This window comes from Pseudotabrizicola alkalilacus, from assembly GCF_003443995.1.
GTDB classification, from domain to species: Bacteria; Pseudomonadota; Alphaproteobacteria; order Rhodobacterales; family Rhodobacteraceae; genus Pseudotabrizicola; species Pseudotabrizicola alkalilacus.
The window spans coordinates 70,834-90,833 of sequence record NZ_QWEY01000005.1; the positions used below are offsets into that span (position 1 = coordinate 70,834).

Annotated in this window: 21 protein-coding genes and 1 tRNA gene; 17 read left to right on the plus strand and 5 right to left on the minus strand. The window is 63.2% G+C overall.

The window, feature by feature from the left end; translation table 11 throughout:
* Window positions 1–216: 216 nt before the first annotated feature.
* Both D1012_RS10570 and D1012_RS10575 read left to right on the plus strand, forming a co-directional pair.
* Window positions 217–972, plus strand: coding sequence for a winged helix-turn-helix domain-containing protein (locus D1012_RS10570; RefSeq protein ID WP_233517090.1), 756 nt, complete (start codon window positions 217–219; stop codon window positions 970–972).
* Complete coding sequence (locus D1012_RS10575; protein ID WP_118151948.1) at window positions 969–3,458, plus strand: ATP-binding protein; 2,490 nt, start codon at window positions 969–971, stop codon at window positions 3,456–3,458. The genes D1012_RS10570 and D1012_RS10575 overlap by 4 nt, the downstream gene beginning before the upstream one ends.
* A gap of 106 nt (window positions 3,459–3,564) precedes the next feature.
* Here the strand turns inward: D1012_RS10575 and D1012_RS10580 are convergent, their stop codons facing one another.
* The 3 genes from D1012_RS10580 to D1012_RS10590 all read right to left on the minus strand — a co-directional run bounded on the left by D1012_RS10580 (window position 3,565) and on the right by D1012_RS10590 (window position 5,520).
* A complete protein-coding gene (locus D1012_RS10580) occupies window positions 3,565–4,611 on the minus strand; it encodes a YeeE/YedE family protein (RefSeq protein WP_118151950.1) in 1,047 nt (348 codons plus the stop codon).
* A 49-nt stretch (window positions 4,612–4,660) separates the two neighbouring features.
* Window positions 4,661–5,020, minus strand: a complete 360-nt coding sequence (locus D1012_RS10585) for an ArsR/SmtB family transcription factor (protein WP_118151952.1) — start codon at window positions 5,018–5,020, stop codon at window positions 4,661–4,663.
* A 116-nt stretch (window positions 5,021–5,136) separates the two neighbouring features.
* Entirely contained in the window at window positions 5,137–5,520 is a 384-nt protein-coding gene (locus tag D1012_RS10590) for a thioredoxin fold domain-containing protein (protein ID WP_118151954.1), read from the minus strand.
* A gap of 112 nt (window positions 5,521–5,632) precedes the next feature.
* On the opposite strand from D1012_RS10590, the gene D1012_RS10595 reads away from it, so the two are divergent.
* The 13 genes from D1012_RS10595 to D1012_RS10655 all read left to right on the plus strand — a co-directional run bounded on the left by D1012_RS10595 (window position 5,633) and on the right by D1012_RS10655 (window position 17,630).
* Complete coding sequence (locus D1012_RS10595) at window positions 5,633–6,370, plus strand: cytochrome c biogenesis CcdA family protein (protein ID WP_118151956.1); 738 nt, start codon at window positions 5,633–5,635, stop codon at window positions 6,368–6,370.
* Between the two features lie 11 nt (window positions 6,371–6,381).
* Complete coding sequence (locus D1012_RS10600) at window positions 6,382–6,945, plus strand: SoxW family protein (RefSeq protein ID WP_118151958.1); 564 nt, start codon at window positions 6,382–6,384, stop codon at window positions 6,943–6,945.
* 111 nt (window positions 6,946–7,056) lie between these two features.
* Complete coding sequence (gene soxX, locus D1012_RS10605; RefSeq protein WP_118151960.1) at window positions 7,057–7,530, plus strand: sulfur oxidation c-type cytochrome SoxX; 474 nt, start codon at window positions 7,057–7,059, stop codon at window positions 7,528–7,530.
* A gap of 30 nt (window positions 7,531–7,560) precedes the next feature.
* Window positions 7,561–7,980 (plus strand): thiosulfate oxidation carrier protein SoxY, encoded by a 420-nt coding sequence (gene soxY / locus D1012_RS10610; RefSeq protein WP_118151962.1) that lies wholly within the window; start codon window positions 7,561–7,563, stop codon window positions 7,978–7,980.
* 22 nt (window positions 7,981–8,002) lie between these two features.
* Window positions 8,003–8,332 carry a thiosulfate oxidation carrier complex protein SoxZ gene (soxZ, locus tag D1012_RS10615; RefSeq protein ID WP_118151964.1) on the plus strand — a complete coding sequence of 110 codons (330 nt, stop codon included), beginning with the start codon at window positions 8,003–8,005 and terminating at the stop codon, window positions 8,330–8,332.
* A gap of 30 nt (window positions 8,333–8,362) precedes the next feature.
* Window positions 8,363–9,229, plus strand: a complete 867-nt coding sequence (gene soxA, locus D1012_RS10620; protein ID WP_118151966.1) for a sulfur oxidation c-type cytochrome SoxA — start codon at window positions 8,363–8,365, stop codon at window positions 9,227–9,229.
* A gap of 112 nt (window positions 9,230–9,341) precedes the next feature.
* Complete coding sequence (gene soxB, locus D1012_RS10625; RefSeq protein ID WP_118151968.1) at window positions 9,342–11,033, plus strand: thiosulfohydrolase SoxB; 1,692 nt, start codon at window positions 9,342–9,344, stop codon at window positions 11,031–11,033.
* Between the two features lie 22 nt (window positions 11,034–11,055).
* Entirely contained in the window at window positions 11,056–12,321 is a 1,266-nt protein-coding gene (gene soxC / locus D1012_RS10630; protein ID WP_118151970.1) for a sulfite dehydrogenase, read from the plus strand.
* Window positions 12,305–13,684, plus strand: coding sequence for a c-type cytochrome (locus D1012_RS10635; protein ID WP_354002035.1), 1,380 nt, complete (start codon window positions 12,305–12,307; stop codon window positions 13,682–13,684). Before soxC ends, D1012_RS10635 begins: the two co-directional genes overlap by 17 nt.
* A gap of 6 nt (window positions 13,685–13,690) precedes the next feature.
* Window positions 13,691–14,395, plus strand: coding sequence for a c-type cytochrome (locus tag D1012_RS10640; RefSeq protein WP_118151972.1), 705 nt, complete (start codon window positions 13,691–13,693; stop codon window positions 14,393–14,395).
* Window positions 14,396–14,447: 52 nt separating this feature from the next.
* Window positions 14,448–15,713 (plus strand): NAD(P)/FAD-dependent oxidoreductase, encoded by a 1,266-nt coding sequence (locus D1012_RS10645; RefSeq protein ID WP_118151974.1) that lies wholly within the window; start codon window positions 14,448–14,450, stop codon window positions 15,711–15,713.
* 64 nt (window positions 15,714–15,777) lie between these two features.
* Window positions 15,778–16,689, plus strand: coding sequence for an MBL fold metallo-hydrolase (locus tag D1012_RS10650; protein ID WP_118152324.1), 912 nt, complete (start codon window positions 15,778–15,780; stop codon window positions 16,687–16,689).
* Window positions 16,686–17,630 (plus strand): MBL fold metallo-hydrolase, encoded by a 945-nt coding sequence (locus D1012_RS10655; RefSeq protein ID WP_118151976.1) that lies wholly within the window; start codon window positions 16,686–16,688, stop codon window positions 17,628–17,630. Before D1012_RS10650 ends, D1012_RS10655 begins: the two co-directional genes overlap by 4 nt.
* A gap of 94 nt (window positions 17,631–17,724) precedes the next feature.
* Here D1012_RS10655 and D1012_RS10660 read toward each other — a convergent pair whose 3' ends face one another.
* Window positions 17,725–18,786, minus strand: a complete 1,062-nt coding sequence (locus D1012_RS10660) for a YeeE/YedE family protein (RefSeq protein WP_118152326.1) — start codon at window positions 18,784–18,786, stop codon at window positions 17,725–17,727.
* Window positions 18,787–18,834: 48 nt separating this feature from the next.
* Here D1012_RS10660 and D1012_RS22435 point away from each other — a divergent pair, with 48 nt between their 5' ends.
* Window positions 18,835–19,380, plus strand: coding sequence for a hypothetical protein (locus D1012_RS22435; RefSeq protein WP_147335675.1), 546 nt, complete (start codon window positions 18,835–18,837; stop codon window positions 19,378–19,380).
* Here D1012_RS22435 and D1012_RS10665 read toward each other — a convergent pair.
* Window positions 19,370–19,444: transfer RNA gene (locus tag D1012_RS10665), tRNA-Thr, on the minus strand. The two genes, D1012_RS22435 and D1012_RS10665, sit on opposite strands and share 11 nt — an antisense overlap.
* 260 nt (window positions 19,445–19,704) lie before the next feature.
* Between D1012_RS10665 and D1012_RS10670 the strand changes: the two genes are divergently transcribed.
* Window positions 19,705–19,998: a hypothetical protein gene (locus tag D1012_RS10670; RefSeq protein ID WP_118151978.1), complete on the plus strand. Its 294-nt coding sequence runs from the start codon at window positions 19,705–19,707 to the stop codon at window positions 19,996–19,998.
* The last annotated feature ends 2 nt before the right edge of the window (window positions 19,999–20,000 follow it).

Here is a 20,000-nt window from a genome sequence, read left to right on the forward strand (position 1 = left end):
TCCTCCCAGATAACCCGCCTCTCCCCAGCGGTATGACGCAAGACTGGCATGACATCCGGCGTCGGGGGCAGGGGGTGCAGCGTTAACAGCCTGACTGCAAGCCGGTGATTTGATGAACAGTGTTACAAAACCGTGCCAAACGCTGACCTTTGCTGCCCTCAAGAGGATTGCGCCGCCCCACGCTTTGACCAACATGGCCACAGGGAGGACAAGGCAATGGAACAGGCTTCCATGCCGCACGGGGATATGCCGGATGGCAAACACCCGGTCGTGGCCATCATTGATGATGACGCCGATTTGCGCCGCACGGTCGCTGACCTGCTGGCCAACAACGGCTTCAGCCCGCTTCCCTTGCCGGATGGCGCGTCTTTTCTTGCCCTTGGCCCGCGTCCTGCCGTGGACCTTGCGCTGATTGATCTGCGCCTGCGCGGCGAGAACGGCCTGACCCTTGCCATCCGTATCCGCGAGACGATGGGCATTCCCATCGTCATGCTGACCGGGCGGGGCGACGAGATGGACAAGATCATCGGGTTGGAAACCGGGGCGGATGATTACATGATGAAACCCTTCAACCCGCGTGAGCTGATCGCGCGGCTGCGGGCGGTGCTGCGCCGGGTCGGTCATCCGGGTGTGTTGCCCCCCGACCGCAGCGCCAGTTCCATTCACGCCTTTGGCCGCTTGCGACTGGATCAGACCCGCCGCGAATTGCTGGATCAGAACGGTACAGAGATTTCGCTGACCAATGCCGAATACCGGCTGCTGGAGTATTTCCTGCGCCACCCTGGCCGGATCGTTCCGCGCACCGAACTGCTGACCGAACTTGGCAATGACCTGTCGCAATACATGGACCGCACCATCGACGTGCTGATCCTGCGCCTGCGCCGCAAGATCGAGGCGGTGCCGTCAAAGCCCCAGCATCTGCAGACCCGGCGCGGGCAGGGCTATATCTTTGTTACCGGTCCCGCGACATGAAACGGTTCTCTGTGCGCAGTCGGCTGCTGGCAGCACTGGCGCTGTTGGCTGTGGCTGTTCTGACCGTCGGACTCATTGCCTGGGGCGCACTGTCGCGCGGCAATGACCGGATGGACCGGCTGCTGGCCGAAACCCTGACCGGGGTCGATCAGGCGCTGACCCTGTCGCGGCAGGCCGCTGATCTGGCGACACTTGCCCCGTATCTGCTGACCTTGGACAGCCCGTTCCGCATCGCCCAAGAGGGGCAGGCGGCCACCGCGCTGGCAGACGGCCTGCTCGCCGGTCTGCCGCCCGGTGATCCCTTGCGCGTGTCGCTGGGGGTGACGCGCAAAGCGATCGCCGAGCTGGTCCGCGACACATCCCTGCGCGCCGGCCTGCGGGACCGTACCTTGCGCTTCAACGCCGAACTTGCCGCGGCAGAACGCCGCTATGCTGCGCAGTCGGCCCGCGCCACTGCACCTTTGCAGGAACGTCAGGACTGGCTGGTGCTGCAACGGACCGCCGCCGCTCTGCTGGGGGCGGGGCGTGCCGAAAATCTGGTCGGCGTGGGGGAGTTTCAACGTGAGTACACCCGTCTGATCCAGCGGTTTGCAGGTCAGCGCCCCGCAGCGGAAGCCGCCGAGCTTGCCCGGCTGAAAGACATTGCCGAAGGGGCGGAGGGGTTGTTCGAGTTGCGTCGGCTTGAACTGGCACGCCAGATCGGGGCCGAGGCGGCGCTGGTCCGTATCCGGCGGGGTGCCGCCACCGTCACGGCCCATGCGGCCGCGGCGACGACACTGGCGCAGATGGCCATTGCGGCCGAACGGACCAGCACCGCCACCGCGATTGCGCTGGCCAAATCCACGCTTTTGCTGGTGGTTCTTGCGAGTGCGGCGTTGGCTTTGGCGGCGGCTCTGTATGTCTCGGGCTATGTCACCGCCAATTTGCGGGCCATTTCGGACGCCATGATCCGTCTTGCATCGGGGGATCGGCAGACCCGGCTTCCGCGTGGCGAAGGGCAGGGGGATGAGATCGGAAAACTGTTCCATGCCTTCCGCACCTTTCGCGCCAATGCCCTGCGGCTGGACCGCTCGCATCGCCAGATGGTGCAGCGCACTGCGCTTTATGAGAACATGATGGCCGGTATCAGCGACGGGGTCGCCATCCTGTCGGATCAGGGTCAGATCGTTGCGCAAAATGCACGGCTTGCACGGGTGCTGCGCGTTGATCCGGCGCATATGACCGGCCGGCGCCGGCTGACCGATGTGATTGCCGCTGCGGGCTGGCAGGCCGGTGACAGCCACGCAGGTCTGGGGCTTTTGTCGCTTGGCGGTGGTCACCATGCCGAGCTTCGCGAAAGTGCGCTGCCGGGTGGCGGGTCGGTGGTGCTGATTTCCGATGCGACCGAGCGGCGACAGCTGGAAGAGCGCCTGAGCCAGATCCAGCGCATCGAGGCGCTTGGCAAAGTCTCGGGTGAGGTGGCGCATGATTTCGGCAACATCCTGTCGACCATATCGGGCAGTCTGCACCTGATGGATACTGCCCCGCCGGAACGGCAGGGGATGCTGCGCCAGACCATCGCTTCGGCTGTCGATCTTGGCGCCACGCTGACCGGGCGACTTCTTGCCTTTGCCCGCCGTCAGCATCTGGAACCGGAGCTGCTGGATCTGTCGGTGCTGGTCGACGGCGTGGTTGATCTGGTCAGTCTTGCCTTGCCGGACCGGGTGGAGCTGGTGGTCAGGACCACCCCGGCCCCCTTGCTGGTGCGGGTCGATCCGGGGCAGCTGGAAAGCGCCATCCTGAACCTGTGCCTGAACGCGGGACAGGCCATTGCAGGGGCGGGCCGGGTGACGCTTGTGGTGTCGCGCGATCACGATCAGGCCGTGATCGAGGTGGCCGATACGGGGGCCGGTATGCCGCCCGACATTCTGGCCCATGCGATGGAGCCGTTCTTTACCGCCAGGGCCGATGGCACCGGCACCGGGCTTGGCCTTGCCATGGTCTACGGCTTTATCCGTCAATCCGGCGGCGACATTGCGATACGCTCTGCTCCGGGTCAGGGAACCACAGTGCGTCTGACCCTGCCGCGCCAACCCTGCGCGCCGGCGGCATTGCCCGCGCTTGGGACCGTGCTGCTGGTCGAGGATGATGCGACGGATCGCAAGGCCGCCCTCAGCCTGTTGACCCCGGTTGCCAACACCCTGCTTCAGGCGACAAATGTGGCCGAGGCGCTGACCCTCATGTCCGACCCCCTGGCGCTTATCGTCACTGATCTGTCGCTTGGGGGGCAGATCGACGGCTGGCGTCTGGCCGAGGCGGCGCTGGCCCGTTGGCCAGAGGCCCGTGCAATCGTTGTCTCCGGTCACCTGCCCGAAGCAGACCCGCTTTCGTCCCGCTTTCCGGGCCGCATCTCAACGCTGGCAAAGCCACTGACGGCGGAGTCGCTGTCGGCAGCGTTTTCAGCCCTTTTCACACAGCCGGATGGCGTCAGAACCACACAACGATAGCCGCCGTGCCCGGATCGCACCTGCGGCTCTGCTGGTTTGACTGCGACGATACGCAGTTGCGGGCGTCCAGGCGGCAATCTGATATCTGCTGCCCCTACGGCTCGCCCTAGTCCGGCTGATACCCGCTGATCAACTGGTGCAGGCCAAACAACCCGCCCGCGATGATCGCGGCCAGCGTCACCGGTCCCGACCAGGCCAATGCGGCGACAGCGGTCACGCCTTGCCCCACCGAACAGCCCATTGCGACCACGCCGCCGACGCCCATCAGCACCGCGCCGCCGACCTGACGGCCCAGTTCGCGCGGGTCTTCACACGCCTCCCAGCGAAACAGACCCCGGATCATTGATCCGATCAGCGCCCCCGCCATGACACCCACCACGGCTCCGACGGAAAAGGTGATCCCCCCGGCGGTCGATGTCATCAGGTAGATCAGCGTGCGCCCCAGCGGCGCGGTAAAGGACGGCCCCTCGACGCTGATCGCGCCAAGGCTGCTGTCGCTGACCCAGGTAGTGCCGACAAAACACCACACCACCGCCAGCCCCGCCGCAATGCCCCAGAACAGCTGTCGCGGTGCCCGGCGCAGGGGCTGATGCGACAGCGCCCAGATCAGACAGCCAAGACCAAGCGTGACGATGATCAGGCTGGCGGGCAGGCCGGTCACTGCGCCCAGATCATGCACGATCCCCTGCGGTCCGGTCGCATCGGGTTGCGGAAACAGCAAGGTGCGCAAGGGGGCAAGCGGGCCCGACAATGCGACAAAGCCGAAAATCCCCATCACCACGACCACGACCAAAGAGCGCAGATCGCCGCCGCCAAAGCGGACCAGCGCCCCGAAACCGCAGTTTCCCGCCATCGCCATGCCATAGCCGAACATCAGCCCGCCAAGGATCGACGCCAGCGGGTTCCAGCTGATGGCATGATACATGCTGCTGCCCAGATCCACCCAACCGGCCAGCGCACCCAACTGCGTGCCCAGAATGGCCACGCCCAGCACAATGCCCCACAGCCGCGCGCGCGTCTGGTCCTTGCCATAAACAGCCGACTCCAGCGCGCCAAGCGTGCAGAAATCCCCCAGTCGCGCCGCCAGACCCAGAACCATGCCGCCAATCAGGCCGATGATCGCGGCCAGCAGGCCATATGGAAGCATGTCCATGGCATTTCCTTCCTGTATCATCGCACGGAACCAGCCCGCGCTCTGTCGACTACCTTGCCCGGTCTTGCGTCGGTTTGCAGAACAGTTTCGCCAGCACTCCGATCACTTCGGACACCCGCTCATCCAGAATGGAATAGAAAATCGCCTGGCCCTCGCGCCGGGCGCTGACCAGCCCCTCCAACCGCAATCGCGCGAGCTGTTGGCTGACAACCGCCTGACGCGTTGACAACAGGTTTTCCAGCTCGGTCACGCTTTTGGGCCCGCTTTGCAGATGACACAGGATCAGCAGCCGTCCGTCATGGCCAAGCGCCTTCAAAAAGGTCGCGGCCTCGGCGGCGCCGGCCACCAGCCCGTCAAGGTCCAGCTGCTCCGCGTCCTGATCCGTATGATCTCTGTCGCCCAGTGGCATTGTCGTGTTGGCCCTCTGTGTGCCTTTTGGTATGCCTTCATGGAGTGTGGCAGAGGCTTGGGCAATCAAAACCCGCATTTCCAGAGGGTTTAAGGCGGAAATACTGCCGGATCGCATCATTGTTCACCAACGTTTCCGGACGCGTCCTGCGCATCTCGGATCAGCCGTGCCAACAGGGGCCAGAAGAAATCTTCCCCCGGATAGCCTTCGATCCGCCCGGTCTCATGGCCATCGGCCAGCAGAACAAAGGTCGGGGTAAAGGCGGCGGACCGCAACAGCGTGATATCCTCGGGCACCTCATCGCGCAATTGCATCCGGGTCAGGGGCGCGGCCTTGCCCTCGTCGGTGACGGGATACTGCGGCGCAATTTCGGCATCCCACCTGATGCAATAGACGCAGCCGGGCTGTTCTATCATCAGCAGCCGTAGCTCTGCCGCGGCTGCAGGCTGCACCGCAAAGGCCCCCAACAGGACCGCAATTCTGCAAAAGAGACGCCCCATGTTGACAGTCCTATATTAACATAGAAATATGCTAATATAATTGGAGCTCCGGGGCAAGCTGCGCGTCCGCACCGTCCGGATGTGTGCGCAAAGGCGCGAAAAGGGGACAGCCATGCTGGATATCAGCTATACCGGCGCGGCGATTGCCGGGCTCTTGTCCTTTCTGTCCCCCTGTATCCTGCCGATGGTGCCGTTCTACTTGTCCTATATGGCCGGGCAATCGGTCAAGGAACTGCGCGACGGTGGTCGCATCGCCCCCGGCGCGCAGCGGCGGCTGGTGGTTCAGGCGCTGGCCTTTGCCTTTGGCGTCACCACGGTTTTCGTGATGCTCGGGCTGGGGGCGACCGCCCTTGGCCGGGTCTTCCTGCAATGGCGCGAAACCCTGTCCTGGATCGCGGGGGGCGTGCTGATCCTGTTCGGCCTCCACTTCCTTGGCATTCTGAAGATCGGCCTGTTCTACCGCGAAGCCCGCGTGCAGACCGACACCAAACCCACCACGATGGCCGGTGCCTATGTCATGGGCCTTGCCTTTGGCTTTGGCTGGACGCCCTGCGTCGGCCCCGCACTGGCCGCCATCCTGATGGTCGCCAGCGGCATGGGCGACCTGTGGCGCGGCGGCATGCTGTTGCTGGTCTACGGTCTTGCCATGACGCTTCCCTTTGTCGTCGCCGCCTTGTTTGCCGGCCCCTTCCTGGGCTTCATCGCCCGTCACCGCGCGATGATGGGGCATGTGGAAAAGGTGATGGGCGTGATGCTGATCGTTTTTGGCATCCTGATCGCCACCAATTCCGTCAACCTGATCGCCGACTGGATGATCCGCAACTTCGACTGGACCGCCACCCTGAGATAAGGACACCCACCATGCACCGTCTTCTCCTTCTCGCCACGCTTGCCCTCTGGCCTGCGCTTGCCACCGCTGCCGAACTGGGGGACGACGGTTTGCACAAGCCTGACTGGATGCGCGATACCTTCAAGGATCTGCGCGACGATCTGGCCGAGGCCAATGCGACCGGCAAGCGCCTGCTGCTGATGGTCGAACAGCGCGGCTGCATCTACTGCACGCAGATGCATGCCGAGGTCTACCCGGACCCCGCCATCGACACCTTGATCCGGGATCATTACTTCGTCGTCCAGATCAACCTGTTCGGTGATGTCGAGGTCACCGACTTCGACGGCACGACCCTGTCCGAAAAGGATATGGCGGTGCGTTGGGGCGTCTTGTTCACCCCCACCATGATCTTTCTGCCCGAAGAGGTGCCGGCGGATGCAACCGCAGCAGAATCGGCGGTTGCGATGATGCCCGGTGCGTTTGGCATCGGCACTACCAAAGCGCTTCTGACCTGGGTGCGCGATCACGGATACGACTCCGGTGAACACTTCCAGAAATACCTCGCCAACCGCGTCAATGCTCAGGATGGTGGCTAAGGCTCTGATTTAAAAGCGCACATATGAATATTCATAGATACATATATTTATATTGCGCACCATGGTATGCCGGGGCTATCATCAGTCCGAGAGAGATCTGGGAGGATCGCAATGACACGCCAATTCTGGATGGCCGCAGTGGCAGCACTGTGCCTGACAACACCCGTTCTCGGTGAAACAACCCCGACAGCCGTTGCCTATACCGATGGTGCAATCGAAACCTCGCTGACTGGTGGCCCCGGTGATGCGGCAGCGGGCAAGACAGTCATGACCACCGCGTCGCTGGGCAACTGCGTCGCCTGCCACCAGATCGGCACCATTCCCGAGGCGGATTTTCAGGGCGATATCGCCCCGCCGCTCGACGGTGTGGCCGGGCGGTACACCGAAGCCGAGCTGCGTGGCCTTGTGGCCAACGCAAAGATGACGTTCGAGGGCAGCTTCATGCCAGCATTCTACAAGACCGAAGGCTTCATCCGTCCGGGTGCCGCCTATAGCGGCAAAGCCCCGACCGAGGCTCTGCCTCCGATCCTGACCGCCCAGCAAGTCGAAGATGTCGTGGCCTATCTGATGACGATGACAGAGTGATCACGCCACGCGACCAGAGGAGATGACAAAATGAACCTTTCCAGAAGAGATGCCCTGTGGGCTGGCCTTGGCGGTATCGCGGCTGCGACGCTTGCGAACCCCGTATTCGCCGCCACGGTTGAAGAACTGACCTCCACCTTCACCGGCGGCGTGGCTGCGGGGACGGGGGGCATCACCATCACCGCCCCGGAAATCGCCGAAAACGGCAACACCGTTCCGGTATCCGTCAGCGCGCCCGGTGCTGTTGCAATCATGCTGCTCGCGGCAGGCAACCCGACCCCGGCTGTGGCCACCTTTACCTTTGGCCCCGCGGCCGGCAGCCAGACCGCCGCCACCCGCATCCGGCTTGCCACCACGCAAGACGTGATCGCGGTCGCCAAGATGGCCGATGGCAGCATCGTCCAGGCGGCCACCACGGTCAAAGTCACCATCGGCGGCTGCGGCGGCTGAGCTCAGGAACAGGAGAAATATCATGGCAACAGACGCAAAACCCCGTGTCAAAGTCCCCAAGTCGGCCAAGGCCGGCGAGGTGGTGAACATCAAGGCCCTGATCAGCCACAAGATGGAATCCGGCCAGCGCAAGGATGCCGAAGGCAAGCTGATCCCACGCTCGATCATCAATCGCTTTACCTGCGATCTGGGCGGCGTCAACGTGATCGACGTGGCGATTGATCCGGCCGTGTCCACCAACCCCTATTTCGAGTTCGACGCCCTGATGGCCGACTCGGGCGAGATCAAGTTCACCTGGTATGACGATGACGGCTCTGTCTACGAAGACGTCAAAACCATCGAACTCGCCTGATCGCCGCAGATGTTCAAGGGAGGAGACATCATGCACCGCGGAACCTGGCGACTGGCCACGACCCTGGCCCTCGGCCTTGCCCTCGCGGGCCCGGCCTTTGCCGATCCGGTCGAGGACAGCCTGAGCATCGACACCGATGACGGCACGCTCGACATCGTGACAACCACCGCTGCGCCGCCACATCTGTCCGACACCATGGACACGATCTATTCCGGCTGGCACTTCCGCGAGACCGAAACCCGCGACCTGCAACGCGATGATTTCGACAATCCGGGCATGGTCTATGTCGACCGCGCGCTTGACAGCTGGAACAAGGCGCAAGGGGCCAAGGGCGAAAGCTGTGCCGGATGCCACGAAGGCCCCGAAAGCATGAAGGGCCTGCGCGCCGTGACCCCGCGTGTCGATCCCGACTCCGGCGCATTGATGACGGTTGAAAACTACGTCAACGAATGCGTCACCGACCGGATGGGGCTGGAACCCTGGGGCATGACCGGCGACAAGATGAAGGACATGCTGGCGCTGATCTCGATGCAGTCGCGCGGAGAGCCGGTGAATGTGGCCATCGACGGTGCTGCCGCGCCGTTCTGGGAGCAGGGCAAGGAAATCTACTACACCCGCTTTGGTCAGCTGGAAATGTCCTGCGCCAACTGCCACGAGGACAATCAGGGCCGTTACATCCGCGCCGACCACCTGAGCCAGGGCCAGGTCAACGGCTTTCCGGTCTACCGGCTCAAGGATGCGGGCATTCTGTCGGCCCAGCAGCGCTTTGTCGGCTGTGTGCGTGACACGCGGGCAGAAACCTTCAAGCCGGACTCGGCAGAGTTCAAGGCGCTGGAGCTTTATGTCGCCTCGCGTGGCAACGGTCTGGCGGTCGAAGGCGTCTCGGTCCGCCACTGAACACTGACCCCCGGCCAGTGGCGGGGGACATCACCCAACCAAAAACGACCGGCAAAGTTGACCGCGCCCGTTCGCGCGCGTTGTTGCCATGCCTCCAGACAAGGACACGCCGATGATCAGCCGCCGCGAATTTTTGCAAGCCAGCCTCGCCGCCACGGCCATCGTCGGTGCCTCGGGCTTTGGCAACTGGTCCCGCCTCGCCGCACAACAGGCGCTGACCGAAGGTCAGTTGTTGCAGTTTGACGATTTCGGCAACGTGACGCTGATCCACATCACCGATATTCACGCCCAGCTCAAGCCGATCTGGTTCCGCGAACCGGAACGGAACATCGGGGTGGGCGAGGCCACGGGCAAACCGCCGCATGTGGTGGGCAGCGCGTTTCTGGACATGTTCAACATCACCCCCGGCACGCCTGAGGCCTATGCGCTGACGCATGAGGATTTCGTGGCACTGGGCAAGACCTATGGCAAGATGGGCGGCATGGACCGCGTGGCCACAGTGGTCAAATCCATCCGCGCCGCCCGCCCGGACGCGCTGTTGCTTGATGGCGGCGACACATGGCACGGCTCGATGACCAGTCTTCTGACCAAGGGGCAGGATATGGTCAACGTGATGAACGCGCTGACCCCCGATGCCATGACCAGCCATTGGGAATGGACCTTTGGCACCCAACGCGTGCAGGAAATCGTCGAAAATCTGCCCTTTGCCTTTCTTGGTGCCAATATCTTTGACGCGGAATGGGATGAACCCGCTTTCGAGCCCTACAAGATCTTTGAGCGTGCAGGCACCCGCATCGCCGTGATCGGTCAGGCCTTCCCCTACATGCCCATCGCCAATCCGCGCTGGATTTTCCCCGAATATTCGTTCGGCATCCGCGAAGAGCGGATGCAAGAGGTGGTGAACGAGGTCCGTGCCGCCGGGGTCGATCTGGTGGTCTGCCTGTCGCACAACGGCTTTGACGTCGATCAGAAAATGGCCTCCCGCGTGCAGGGGATCGACGTGATCCTGACCGGCCACACTCATGACGCCATTCCCGAACCGGTTCTGGTCGGCCAGACCATCCTGATCGCCTCGGGCTCCAACGGCAAATTCGTCTCCCGCGTTGATCTGGATGTGCGTGATGGCAAGATGATGGGCTTCCGCCACAAGCTGATCCCGATCTTCTCGGACGTGATCACCCCCGATCCCGACATGGCCGCGCTGATCGACGCCGAACGCGCACCGTTCAAGGACCAGCTTGAGGAAAAGATCGGCACCACCGAATCCCTGCTCTACCGCCGGGGCAATTTCCAGGGCACCTGGGATGACCTGATCTGCGACGCGGTGCGCTCCGAGCGCGATGCGCAAATCGCCCTGTCCCCCGGCGTGCGCTGGGGGCCGTCGCTGTTGCCCGGCGATGACATCACCCGCGAAGACATCCACAATGTCACCTCGATGACCTATGGCCAGGTCTACCGCACCGAAATGACCGGCGAGACGTTGCACACTGTGCTGGAAGACGTCGCCGACAACCTGTTCAACACCGACCCATACTATCAGCAGGGCGGCGACATGGTCCGCATCGGCGGCATGGGCTTTACCATTGATGTCTCCAAACCGATCGGCAGCCGCATCTCCAACCTTGCCCTGACCGATACGGGCGAGGCGATTGATGCCGCAAAATCCTACACCGTTGCCGGCTGGGCATCGGTGAACGAAGGCACGACCGGCCCGCAAATCTGGGATGTGGTCGAAGCCCATATCCGCAAGCTCGGCAGCGTCAGGCTGGACCCCAACACCTCGGTCTCCGTGACCGGCCTTTAGAAACAACAGGAGCGTTCGCCACATGACCGACGAACCCAATATCAACCCCTCTCGCCGCACCTTCCTGCGTGGCAGCGCCGCCGCCGGTGCGGGGCTGATGGCCACCGCCGCCCATGCCCAGACCGCCGATCCGCTGATCACCGAAGTGCAGGATTACGCATCAGGCTTTGGCGATCCGGTCGATGCAGCGCCCTACGGCACCCCGATCAGCCACGAGGCGCATGTCGTGCGCCGCAATGTCGAATGGCTGACCGAAAGCCCGGTCAGTTCCATCAACTTCACCCCGATCCACGCGCTCGAAGGCACGATCACCCCGCAGGGCTGTGCGTTTGAACGCCACCATTCGGGCGCGATCGACATGACCAAACAAGACTACCGCCTGATGATCAACGGGCTGGTCGACCGTCCGCTGGTCTTCACCTTCGAAGACCTGATGCGCTTTCCCCGCCACATCACCACCGCGTTTTGCGAATGCGCGGCCAATGGCGGCATGGAATGGGGCGGCGCTCAGCTCGAAGGCTGCCAGTTCACCCAAGGCATGATCCACAACATGGAATACACCGGCGTCATGCTGCGTGACCTGCTGGCCGAGGCGGGCGTGCAGACGGCAGGAAAATGGGTCTATGTCGAAGGCCACGACGCATCCTCCAACGGCCGCTCGATCCCGCTGGAAAAGGCGCTGGATGATGTGATGGTCGCCTTTTTTGCCAATGGCGAGGCGCTGCGCAAGGAACACGGCTACCCGGTCCGGCTGGTCGTGCCGGGATGGGAAGGCAACATGTGGGTCAAATGGATCCGCCGCATTGCCGTCTATGATCAGGCCGTCGAAGGGCGCGAGGAAACCTCGAAATACACCGACCTGATGCCGGACGGACGCGCGCGCAAATGGACATGGGTGATGGACGCCAAATCCGTCATCACCTCGCCCAGCCCACAGGCTCCGATCCGCCATGGCGCAGGCCCTCTGGTGATCACCGGGCTGGCGTGGAGCGGCAATGGCCGCGTCACCCGCGTTGATGTGTCCACCGATGGTGGCAACACATGGGCCCCCGCCCGCATTTCGGGCGATGCGAAATCAAAGGCGCTGACCCGGTTCCACCATGACATGAACTGGGACGGGTCCGAGATGTTCATCCTGTCGCGTGCGGTCGATGAAACCGGCTATGTCCAGCCCACCAAACAGGCGCTGCGCGACATCCGCGGCACCAACAACGTTTACCACAACAACGCCATCCAGGTCTGGTGGGTGCGCGCTGACGGAGAGGTCGAGAATGTCGAAATCGCCTGAGTTCCCGACGATCCTTGCAGTCACCGGCTGGGCCACCGCCGCTACTGTCGCTGCCTTTGTCATGGCCAACACCGGGCACGCCCCGGGCGAGGCTGTGGGCGTTCCCATGGGGTCCGCCAGTGCCGAAGCATCCCCGGTAACAGACACGGTCGCAGAGGCCGAGGTCGTTCCGGCCCCGGCCGCAACAGCCGAGGCCCCCACGACCGCCCCGGCTGCTGAAATCATCCTTGCACAAGCAGCCCCCGAACCGACAGCGACCGGGTCGATTGCCCCCGCCGCAGCAGAGCATCCGTCCATGCCCGCAAACCCGCTGGGCCTTGGCCGCGCAGCCCTTTCCGAAGAAATCGACGCCTGGGATGTGGCGGTGCTGCCCGATGGCACCGGGCTGCCTGTAGGCTCCGGCGATGTCGAAACCGGCGACGAAGTGTTTGCCGCCAATTGCGCCTCGTGCCACGGCGACTTTGCCGAAGGTCTCGACAGCTGGCCCGTGCTGGCGGGGGGCGACAACTCCCTCACCGACCCGCGTCCGGTCAAGACCGTGGGCAGCTACTGGCCCTATCTCTCCACCGTGTTCGATTACGTCCACCGCTCGATGCCCTTTGGCAGCGCGCAGACCCTGACACCCGACGATACCTACGCGATCACGGCGTTTCTGTTGTATTCGAACGGCATCGTCGAGGATGACTTTGTTCTGACCAACGAAAACTTCACCTCCATCGTGATGCCCAACGCCGACGGTTTCTATCCCGATGACCGGGCGCAGACCGAATACCCGCTCTTCACGGGCGAGCCCTGCATGGAAAACTGCCTGCCCGGCACACCGCAGGTCACCAAACGCGCCATTGACCTCAAGGTGACGCCGACCGATGCAGACGGCAAACCCGCCGGAACCCTGCCGGTCCTGTCGGATGCCCCTGCGATCCCGGCCGTAGTGCAGGTCGCAGCCGACGAAGCGCCCGCCGTGCCAGAGCCGGTCGCCGAAGCTGCGCCAGTGGCTGAAGCCCCGGCAGAATCTGCTCCGGTGGAAACTGCAGCCGCTGACCCGGCCCTGATTGCCGCAGGCGCCACAGTGTTCAAGAAATGCTCTTCCTGCCACAAGGTTGGCGAGGGCGCGAAAAATGCGGTTGGCCCCACCCTGAACGGCATCGTTGGCCACGACGCGGGCACCGTCGAGGGCTTCAAGTACTCCAACCCGCTTTTGGCCATGGCCGAGGCCGGTCTGGTCTGGGACGAAGCAAATCTCAACGCTTTCCTGGAAAACCCGCGCAGCTTCATGAAGGGCACCAGAATGGCCTTTGCCGGCCTGAAATCCGAAGACGAGCGCAGCGCGGTGATCGCCTATCTGGCCAGCCTCGGAGGTTGACCGGGAATGGCGCGGCGACAGCTCCTTGCTTTGGTGTTCTGTGCGGTCCATGCCGCACCGCTCGCCGCAGAGAGTATCGGTGACCCGACGCGCGGTGCCACGCTCTTTGACCGCCAATGCAAGGCGTGCCACCAGATCGGCGCAGGGGCGACCAACCGTGTCGGCCCCGTTCTCAGCAACCTTTTCGGGCGCAAGGCCGGAGCCGTGCCCGACTTCAAATACTCCAAACCCCTGACCCGCATGGGTGCGGACGGCCTGATCTGGACCTTGCAAACGCTTGACGCCTATATCGAAAACCCAAAAGCGCTGGTCTCCGGCACCCGCATGAACTACCGCGGCATGGCCGACGCGACCGCCCGTGCCGATCTGATCGCCTTTCTGCGCGACTATTCCGACCAGCCGCAAAACATCCCCGAATCCGAACCCACTGCGCGCAAGACCGCGCCCGCGCTCGACCCCGCCATTCTGGCGATCGAGGGCGACCCGGAATACGGCGCGTATCTTTCTTCGGAATGCTCCACCTGCCACCGCCGCGACGGCACCGATGACGGCATTCCGTCCATCACCCAATGGCCACCTGAGGATTTCGTGGTCGCCATGCACGCCTACAAAGCCAAGCTGCGCCCGCATCCTGTCATGCAGATGATGGCCAGCCGCCTGTCGAACGATGAAATCGCCGCGCTCGCGGCCTATTTCGCCACGCTTGAATAACCCGAGGAGCGGCCGAACCGCCCCCGTTCATAGTCCTAGGGAGGAACCCACAATGATCCTGAACAGACGTCACGTCATCGGCACCGGCTTTGCCACTGCCGCACTTTTGTCGGCCCCGATGGTCTGGGGACAAGCCAAACCGCGCGTTGTGGTCATCGGCGGCGGCGCAGGCGGGGCCACCGCCGCGCGCTATCTGGCCAAGGACAGCGCGGGCGGGCTTGACGTCACCCTGATCGAGGCCAACCCGATCTACACCACCTGCTTTTTCTCGAACCTCTACCTCGGCGGCTTCCGCGAGTTTGAATCGCTGCAACACAGCTACGACGGCATTGCCGCTGGCGGCGTCACGGTCATCAACGACATGGCCACTGGCGTGGACCGCGCCGCGAAAACCGTCACGCTGGCGGGTGGGCAGACCGTGCCCTACGACCGGCTGATCTTGTCGCCCGGTATCGACTTCCGCGATGGGGCCGTGCCCGGCTGGTCCGCCGATGAACACGCCGACATCATGCCGCACGCCTACAAGGCCGGGCCGCAGACCCAGCTTCTGAAATCCATGGTCGAGTCCATGCCACAGGGCGGCACCTTTGCCATGATCGCCCCGCCCAACCCTTACCGCTGCCCCCCCGGCCCCTATGAGCGGGTCAGCATGGTCGCGCATCTGCTGAAACAGACCAACCCCACCGCCAAGATCCTTGTGCTTGATCCAAAGGACAACTTCTCGAAACGGGCGTTGTTCGAGGAAGGCTGGGGTAGACATTATGACGGGATGATCGACTGGGTCGGCCCCGAGTTTGGCGGCGGCGCGGTCGAGGTTCGCCCCGACACGATGGAAATCCTGGTTGAGGGTGAGGTGCAAAAGGTTGATGTCTGCAATGTCATTCCGGGCCAGATTGCGGGCAAGATCGCTGCCATCGCCGGGGTCACGGACGACTCGGGCTGGGCTCCGGTTCACCCCGACAGCATGAAATCCCGGACCGATGAAAACGTCTATGTGCTGGGCGATTCCAGTGCGCAGGGCGATATGCCGAAATCCGGCTATTCTGCCAATTCGCAGGCCAAAGTGGCCGCCATGTCAATCCGGGGCGAGCTGCTTGGGTCCAAGGTGTTTCCGGCGAAATACTCCAACACCTGCTGGTCCCTGATCGCGCCGGAAGACGGGGTAAAGGTCGGGGCATCCTACGAGCCCACGCCGGAAAAGATCGCTTCGGTCGAAAGCTTCATCAGCGCCACCGGCGAAGATGCCGCCCTGCGCAAGGTGACCTATGAGGAAAGCCTCGGCTGGTACTCCGGCATCACCGCCGACATGTTCGGCTGACATGGCCCTGCGCCTGCTGGCGGGCACCTGTGGTGCCCGCCTGTCATTCTTTGAAAGGTCCGCCATGCTCACCCGTCGCCATATCCTTGCCTCGGCCGCCGCCGCTCTGGGGCTGCCGTTTGCACCCCGTCGGCTCTGGGCGTCGTCCAGCCTCACGCTGGGGTCGATGCAGATCGACACCCTGTCTGACGGCAATCTGGTGCTGCCGGGCGACTTCATTCTGGGCGGCATGCCGCAACAGGAAATGGCGCAGATCGTGGCCGCCTATGGCCTGCCGACCGATCAGCTGACGCCGCCCTGCAATGTCACCCTGATGCGCGACGGCACCAACACCGTGTTGTTCGATGTCGGTGCCGGTCCCGACTTTCAGCCATCGGCGGGCAAACTGGCCGAGGCGCTGGATGCCGCAGGACTGACCGCCGATGACATCACCCATGTCGTCTTTACCCATGCCCACCCCGATCATCTTTGGGGTCTGCTGGATGACTTTGACGAACTGGTATTTGCCAATGCCGAATACCTGATCGGTCAGGCGGAATTCGACTACTGGACCGACCCGAACACCGTCTCTACCATCGGCGAGGCGCGCACCACGTTTGCCATCGGTGCCGCACGCCGCCTGACGGCCATTGCCGACACCTTGCGTTTTGTCGCGGATGGCGAAGAAATCCTGCCCGGCATCGCCGCACGGGCTACCCCCGGCCACACGCCGGGCCACATGTCTTATGAACTGCGCGCCGGGGCAGACTCGGCGATGGTGGTGGGCGATGCGCTTGGGAATCACCACGTCGCCTTTGAACGGCCCGACTGGGCCTCCGGCTCGGATCAGGACAAAGACCTCGCTGCCACAACCCGGCTGGCGCTGCTTGACCAGATCAGCACTGCCCGGATGCGGCTGATCGGCTTTCACCTGCCCGGTGGCGGCATTGGCCACGCCGAAAAATCGGGCGACGGCTACAGGTTCATCGCAGAATGACCCGCGCCGCCATTCTCGCCCTGCTGCTCGCCACCCCGGCCGTTGCGTCAGAGGATATTCCCGACCAGTATCCGCAATCCGTGCTGTATTCCAAACCGGTCGAGGTGATCCCGCATGTGTTTTCGGCCATCGGGGCCACCGCCCCGCCGACCTATGAAAACGCGGGCCACAACAACAACCTATCCTTCATCATCACCGGCGACGGTGTGATCGTGGTCAACGCGGGGGCCAGTTCCAGACTGGCGCAGGCGCTGCATGATGAAATCAAGGCGATCACCGATCAGCCGGTGAAACTGGTGATCAATGAAAACGGTCAGGGTCATGCCATGCTTGGCAACGGCTATTGGGCCGGGCAGGGGGTGCCGATCCTCGCCCATGCCGAAGCGGCGGCGGAGTTTGAGGATGGCAGCGCGCAGGATCTGGCCAGCCTGCACCGTTACGCGCGCGAAAATGCCGAAGGCACGGTGATCGCCCTGCCAACCGAAACCTTCACCGACACAAAGACCATCACCATGGGCGATGTCACGCTTGATGTGCTGCACCTTGGCCCGGCCCATTCCCCCGGCGATACGCAGGTATGGATCGCGCAATGGGGTATCATGATTGCGGGCGACATCGCGTTCCATGAACGCATGCCCCCGATTTTTGAGGGCACTTGCACCGCCTGCTGGATTGAAACATGGGATACAGCGCTGATGCCGCTGAACCCGACCTATGTGATCCCCGGCCATGGCCATCCGACCAACCTTGCACAAGTCACCCGCTATACCCGCGACTACCTGCTGGACCTGCGCAGCAAGATCGCGACCCATCTGGAAAACGGCGGAGATCTGGCCGAGGCCTATTATGTCGATCAGTCGCAATGGCGGCATCTCGACACGTTCGAAGAACTGGCCACCAAAAATGCGGGCGTCGTCTATGCCGAGATGGAATTCGAATAGGGCCTGCGGGGGCAAACGTTAAAAATCAGTTAAAATGCCAAGGTCAAGTCATTGATAGAAAAGGGAATGTCCTCTTGTAACACAGGGGGCAATCCTATTGCCGCACCTTTGCCCCGACCTGATCCACCAGAAAATCCGTCAGCACCGCGCCCACCCACATCGACAGCAGCGCCGCCCAGGCCGTCGCCACAAAGATCGACCCGCCCGTGACCCCGGCCCCGATGGCGCAGCCCCCGGCCAGCATCGCCCCGAACCCCATCAGTGCCGCCCCCGCCATCGACCGCCGCATCTGGCCCTCTCCCTCGAAGCCTTGCAGCTTCAGCTCGCCCGCCCAGGCCGCCGCGAGAAAGGCCCCCAGAAACACCCCCGGCACCAGCCCGATATCAAAGCTCAGCTCCGGGTTGGGGGTCAGGAAAAACATCAGCGTCGCCGCCGACGGCCCCGAGAAGGTGGCCGAGGTGACCGCCACCGGCTCGAACGCCACCTGCGACAGCGAAAAGGTCAGCACCCAGCCCAACGCCACCGCAAACCCCACGCCCGAGGCAAAGACCAGCACCCGCGCGTCGATCCGGTTGCGCCAGGCAATCCCCAGCGCCACACCCGTCGCCGCAATCCCGATCCCCAGACCCGCCCATGGCGGCAGCGACAGCGTGGCCAGCAGATCGACATTGCGGCCCCCCGGTGTCACCCACAGCGCCGCCAGCGCCTGCCGCAGCGGGGCCAGCCAGCCATGCAGCGCCATCTGCGCCACCACGGCAAAAATCAGCCCCGATATGACCGACCTCAGATTGCCCGTTGCTGCCAGCACCAGAAGACGCCCGGAACAGCCGCGCGCCAGAACCATGCCCGCGCCGAACATCAGACCGCCGATTGCCGCGCCAGACCACGACCCCGCCACCGCCATCATCCGCGCATCACTCGCCCGGAACAGCCCAAGCGCCTGCGCCGTCTGTACCCAGATCAGCGCAGTCGAAAACGCCAGCAGCCAGACCGCCACTTTCGGTCCCACCTGCCCACGGGCAAATTCGACCGTCGCAGCCCGCAGACAGAACGAGGACCGCTGCGCCGCGACGCCGAAAATTGTCCCGACCGCCAGCCCCAGCAACACCGCCAGTGTTGGCTCATCCATGCGGTCAAGAAGAATGCTGATGTCCACGGTGACCCCCCTGTTTTCAGCATTCTGAAGCAGACCCCGGCTGGCACCATGATCCAGATCATGAACCGCGACGCCGCCTGTGCTCAGGAGCAGGGTCAGATATCGCCAAGCAGGTCTTTCAGGCTGCGCGACGACTCCCGCTCGCCATTCAGGCGCAGCTCCTTTCACCCTGACTGCGATGAACATCGGGAGCCGGATCCAGCCGGATTGCTCTGCCGCGAGAATAACGACGACGCAGACGTCATCGAGGCGAGGCAGCAGCTCCGGCTCGACTGGACTCTCATGCATGACGAGACCCCAGTCTGTCTCATCGGCATAGCCCAGGGCGTCGAGCGCCTCGGCTGCCATTTGTCAGGCGCTCGTGTGGGAATGAAAACGCTGAGGGCCCGATCCCGGAAACACCGCGAGGAGGTATTCTGCGACCTGGCGCGCTGTGCTTTTGCTCAGAACTCTCATTTCGGAAGTTGTATCGGCGGCCCCACGAAAAGCAACATGCGTTCAAATGAACGCACGACCTACTCCCTAAACGGATGGTTGGTTTTGTGCGTTTCGCCGCAAGGTCTTGATTTTGCTGGGGTTTTGATGGTGCTGTGAGAGAGGATTGAACTCTCGACCTCTCCCTTACCAAGGGAGTGCTCTACCACTGAGCTACCACAGCCTATGTCCTTCCAGATAGCTACCCCGGGCGTTACCCCGGGTCAAGCGGGCTCTGGAAAAGCCCTTTAGTTTCAGCGCCGTCGCCCGGTAGAGCCGCCCCTTACCAAGGGAGTGCTCTACCACTGAGCTACCACAGCATCTGCGCGTTCCGACCGGTTCGGTCAGTGCGTGGCGGGTGATTAGACGCAAACGTCACGGGGTGCAAGCCCCTTTTCTGGCCGTCTCTGGACCAATTCTGCGGGCTGCGCTATAGCGGCTGCGATGACGGACAAAATCGCGAAATCCCAAGGTAACAAGGCGCCCTCGCGTGCTGCAGAGCTGCGCGAGGCGCGGCTCAAGGCGGCGTTAAAGGCCAATATGGCCCGGCGCAAGGCACAGGCAAAGCAGCGTGGCGCTGAAAAAAATGTTGCGGATCTGCAATCCTGTACCCTGCCGGATGTGAACTCCGGCACCGAACCACAGCCGGATGTGAAGTCCGGCACCGATATACAGCCGGACGCAAGCTCCGGCGCACAAGAACAGCCGGGCGCAAGCCCTGGCACAGAGAGAGAGTAGGG

Excerpts from the sequence above, each read along its gene's own strand:
- D1012_RS10570 (WP_233517090.1), top strand. The coding sequence starts at position 217 with ATGGAACAGGCTTCCATGCCGCACGGGGATATGCCGGATGGCAAACAC.
- D1012_RS10575 (WP_118151948.1), top strand. The coding sequence starts at position 969 with ATGAAACGGTTCTCTGTGCGCAGTCGGCTGCTGGCAGCACTGGCGCTG.
- D1012_RS10580 (WP_118151950.1), bottom strand. The coding sequence starts at position 4,611 with ATGGACATGCTTCCATATGGCCTGCTGGCCGCGATCATCGGCCTGATT.
- D1012_RS10585 (WP_118151952.1), bottom strand. The coding sequence starts at position 5,020 with ATGCCACTGGGCGACAGAGATCATACGGATCAGGACGCGGAGCAGCTG.
- D1012_RS10590 (WP_118151954.1), bottom strand. The coding sequence starts at position 5,520 with ATGGGGCGTCTCTTTTGCAGAATTGCGGTCCTGTTGGGGGCCTTTGCG.
- D1012_RS10595 (WP_118151956.1), top strand. The coding sequence starts at position 5,633 with ATGCTGGATATCAGCTATACCGGCGCGGCGATTGCCGGGCTCTTGTCC.
- D1012_RS10600 (WP_118151958.1), top strand. The coding sequence starts at position 6,382 with ATGCACCGTCTTCTCCTTCTCGCCACGCTTGCCCTCTGGCCTGCGCTT.
- soxX (WP_118151960.1), top strand. The coding sequence starts at position 7,057 with ATGACACGCCAATTCTGGATGGCCGCAGTGGCAGCACTGTGCCTGACA.
- soxY (WP_118151962.1), top strand. The coding sequence starts at position 7,561 with ATGAACCTTTCCAGAAGAGATGCCCTGTGGGCTGGCCTTGGCGGTATC.
- soxZ (WP_118151964.1), top strand. The coding sequence starts at position 8,003 with ATGGCAACAGACGCAAAACCCCGTGTCAAAGTCCCCAAGTCGGCCAAG.
- soxA (WP_118151966.1), top strand. The coding sequence starts at position 8,363 with ATGCACCGCGGAACCTGGCGACTGGCCACGACCCTGGCCCTCGGCCTT.
- soxB (WP_118151968.1), top strand. The coding sequence starts at position 9,342 with ATGATCAGCCGCCGCGAATTTTTGCAAGCCAGCCTCGCCGCCACGGCC.
- soxC (WP_118151970.1), top strand. The coding sequence starts at position 11,056 with ATGACCGACGAACCCAATATCAACCCCTCTCGCCGCACCTTCCTGCGT.
- D1012_RS10635 (WP_354002035.1), top strand. The coding sequence starts at position 12,305 with ATGTCGAAATCGCCTGAGTTCCCGACGATCCTTGCAGTCACCGGCTGG.
- D1012_RS10640 (WP_118151972.1), top strand. The coding sequence starts at position 13,691 with ATGGCGCGGCGACAGCTCCTTGCTTTGGTGTTCTGTGCGGTCCATGCC.
- D1012_RS10645 (WP_118151974.1), top strand. The coding sequence starts at position 14,448 with ATGATCCTGAACAGACGTCACGTCATCGGCACCGGCTTTGCCACTGCC.
- D1012_RS10650 (WP_118152324.1), top strand. The coding sequence starts at position 15,778 with ATGCTCACCCGTCGCCATATCCTTGCCTCGGCCGCCGCCGCTCTGGGG.
- D1012_RS10655 (WP_118151976.1), top strand. The coding sequence starts at position 16,686 with ATGACCCGCGCCGCCATTCTCGCCCTGCTGCTCGCCACCCCGGCCGTT.
- D1012_RS22435 (WP_147335675.1), top strand. The coding sequence starts at position 18,835 with ATGATCCAGATCATGAACCGCGACGCCGCCTGTGCTCAGGAGCAGGGT.
- D1012_RS10670 (WP_118151978.1), top strand. The coding sequence starts at position 19,705 with ATGACGGACAAAATCGCGAAATCCCAAGGTAACAAGGCGCCCTCGCGT.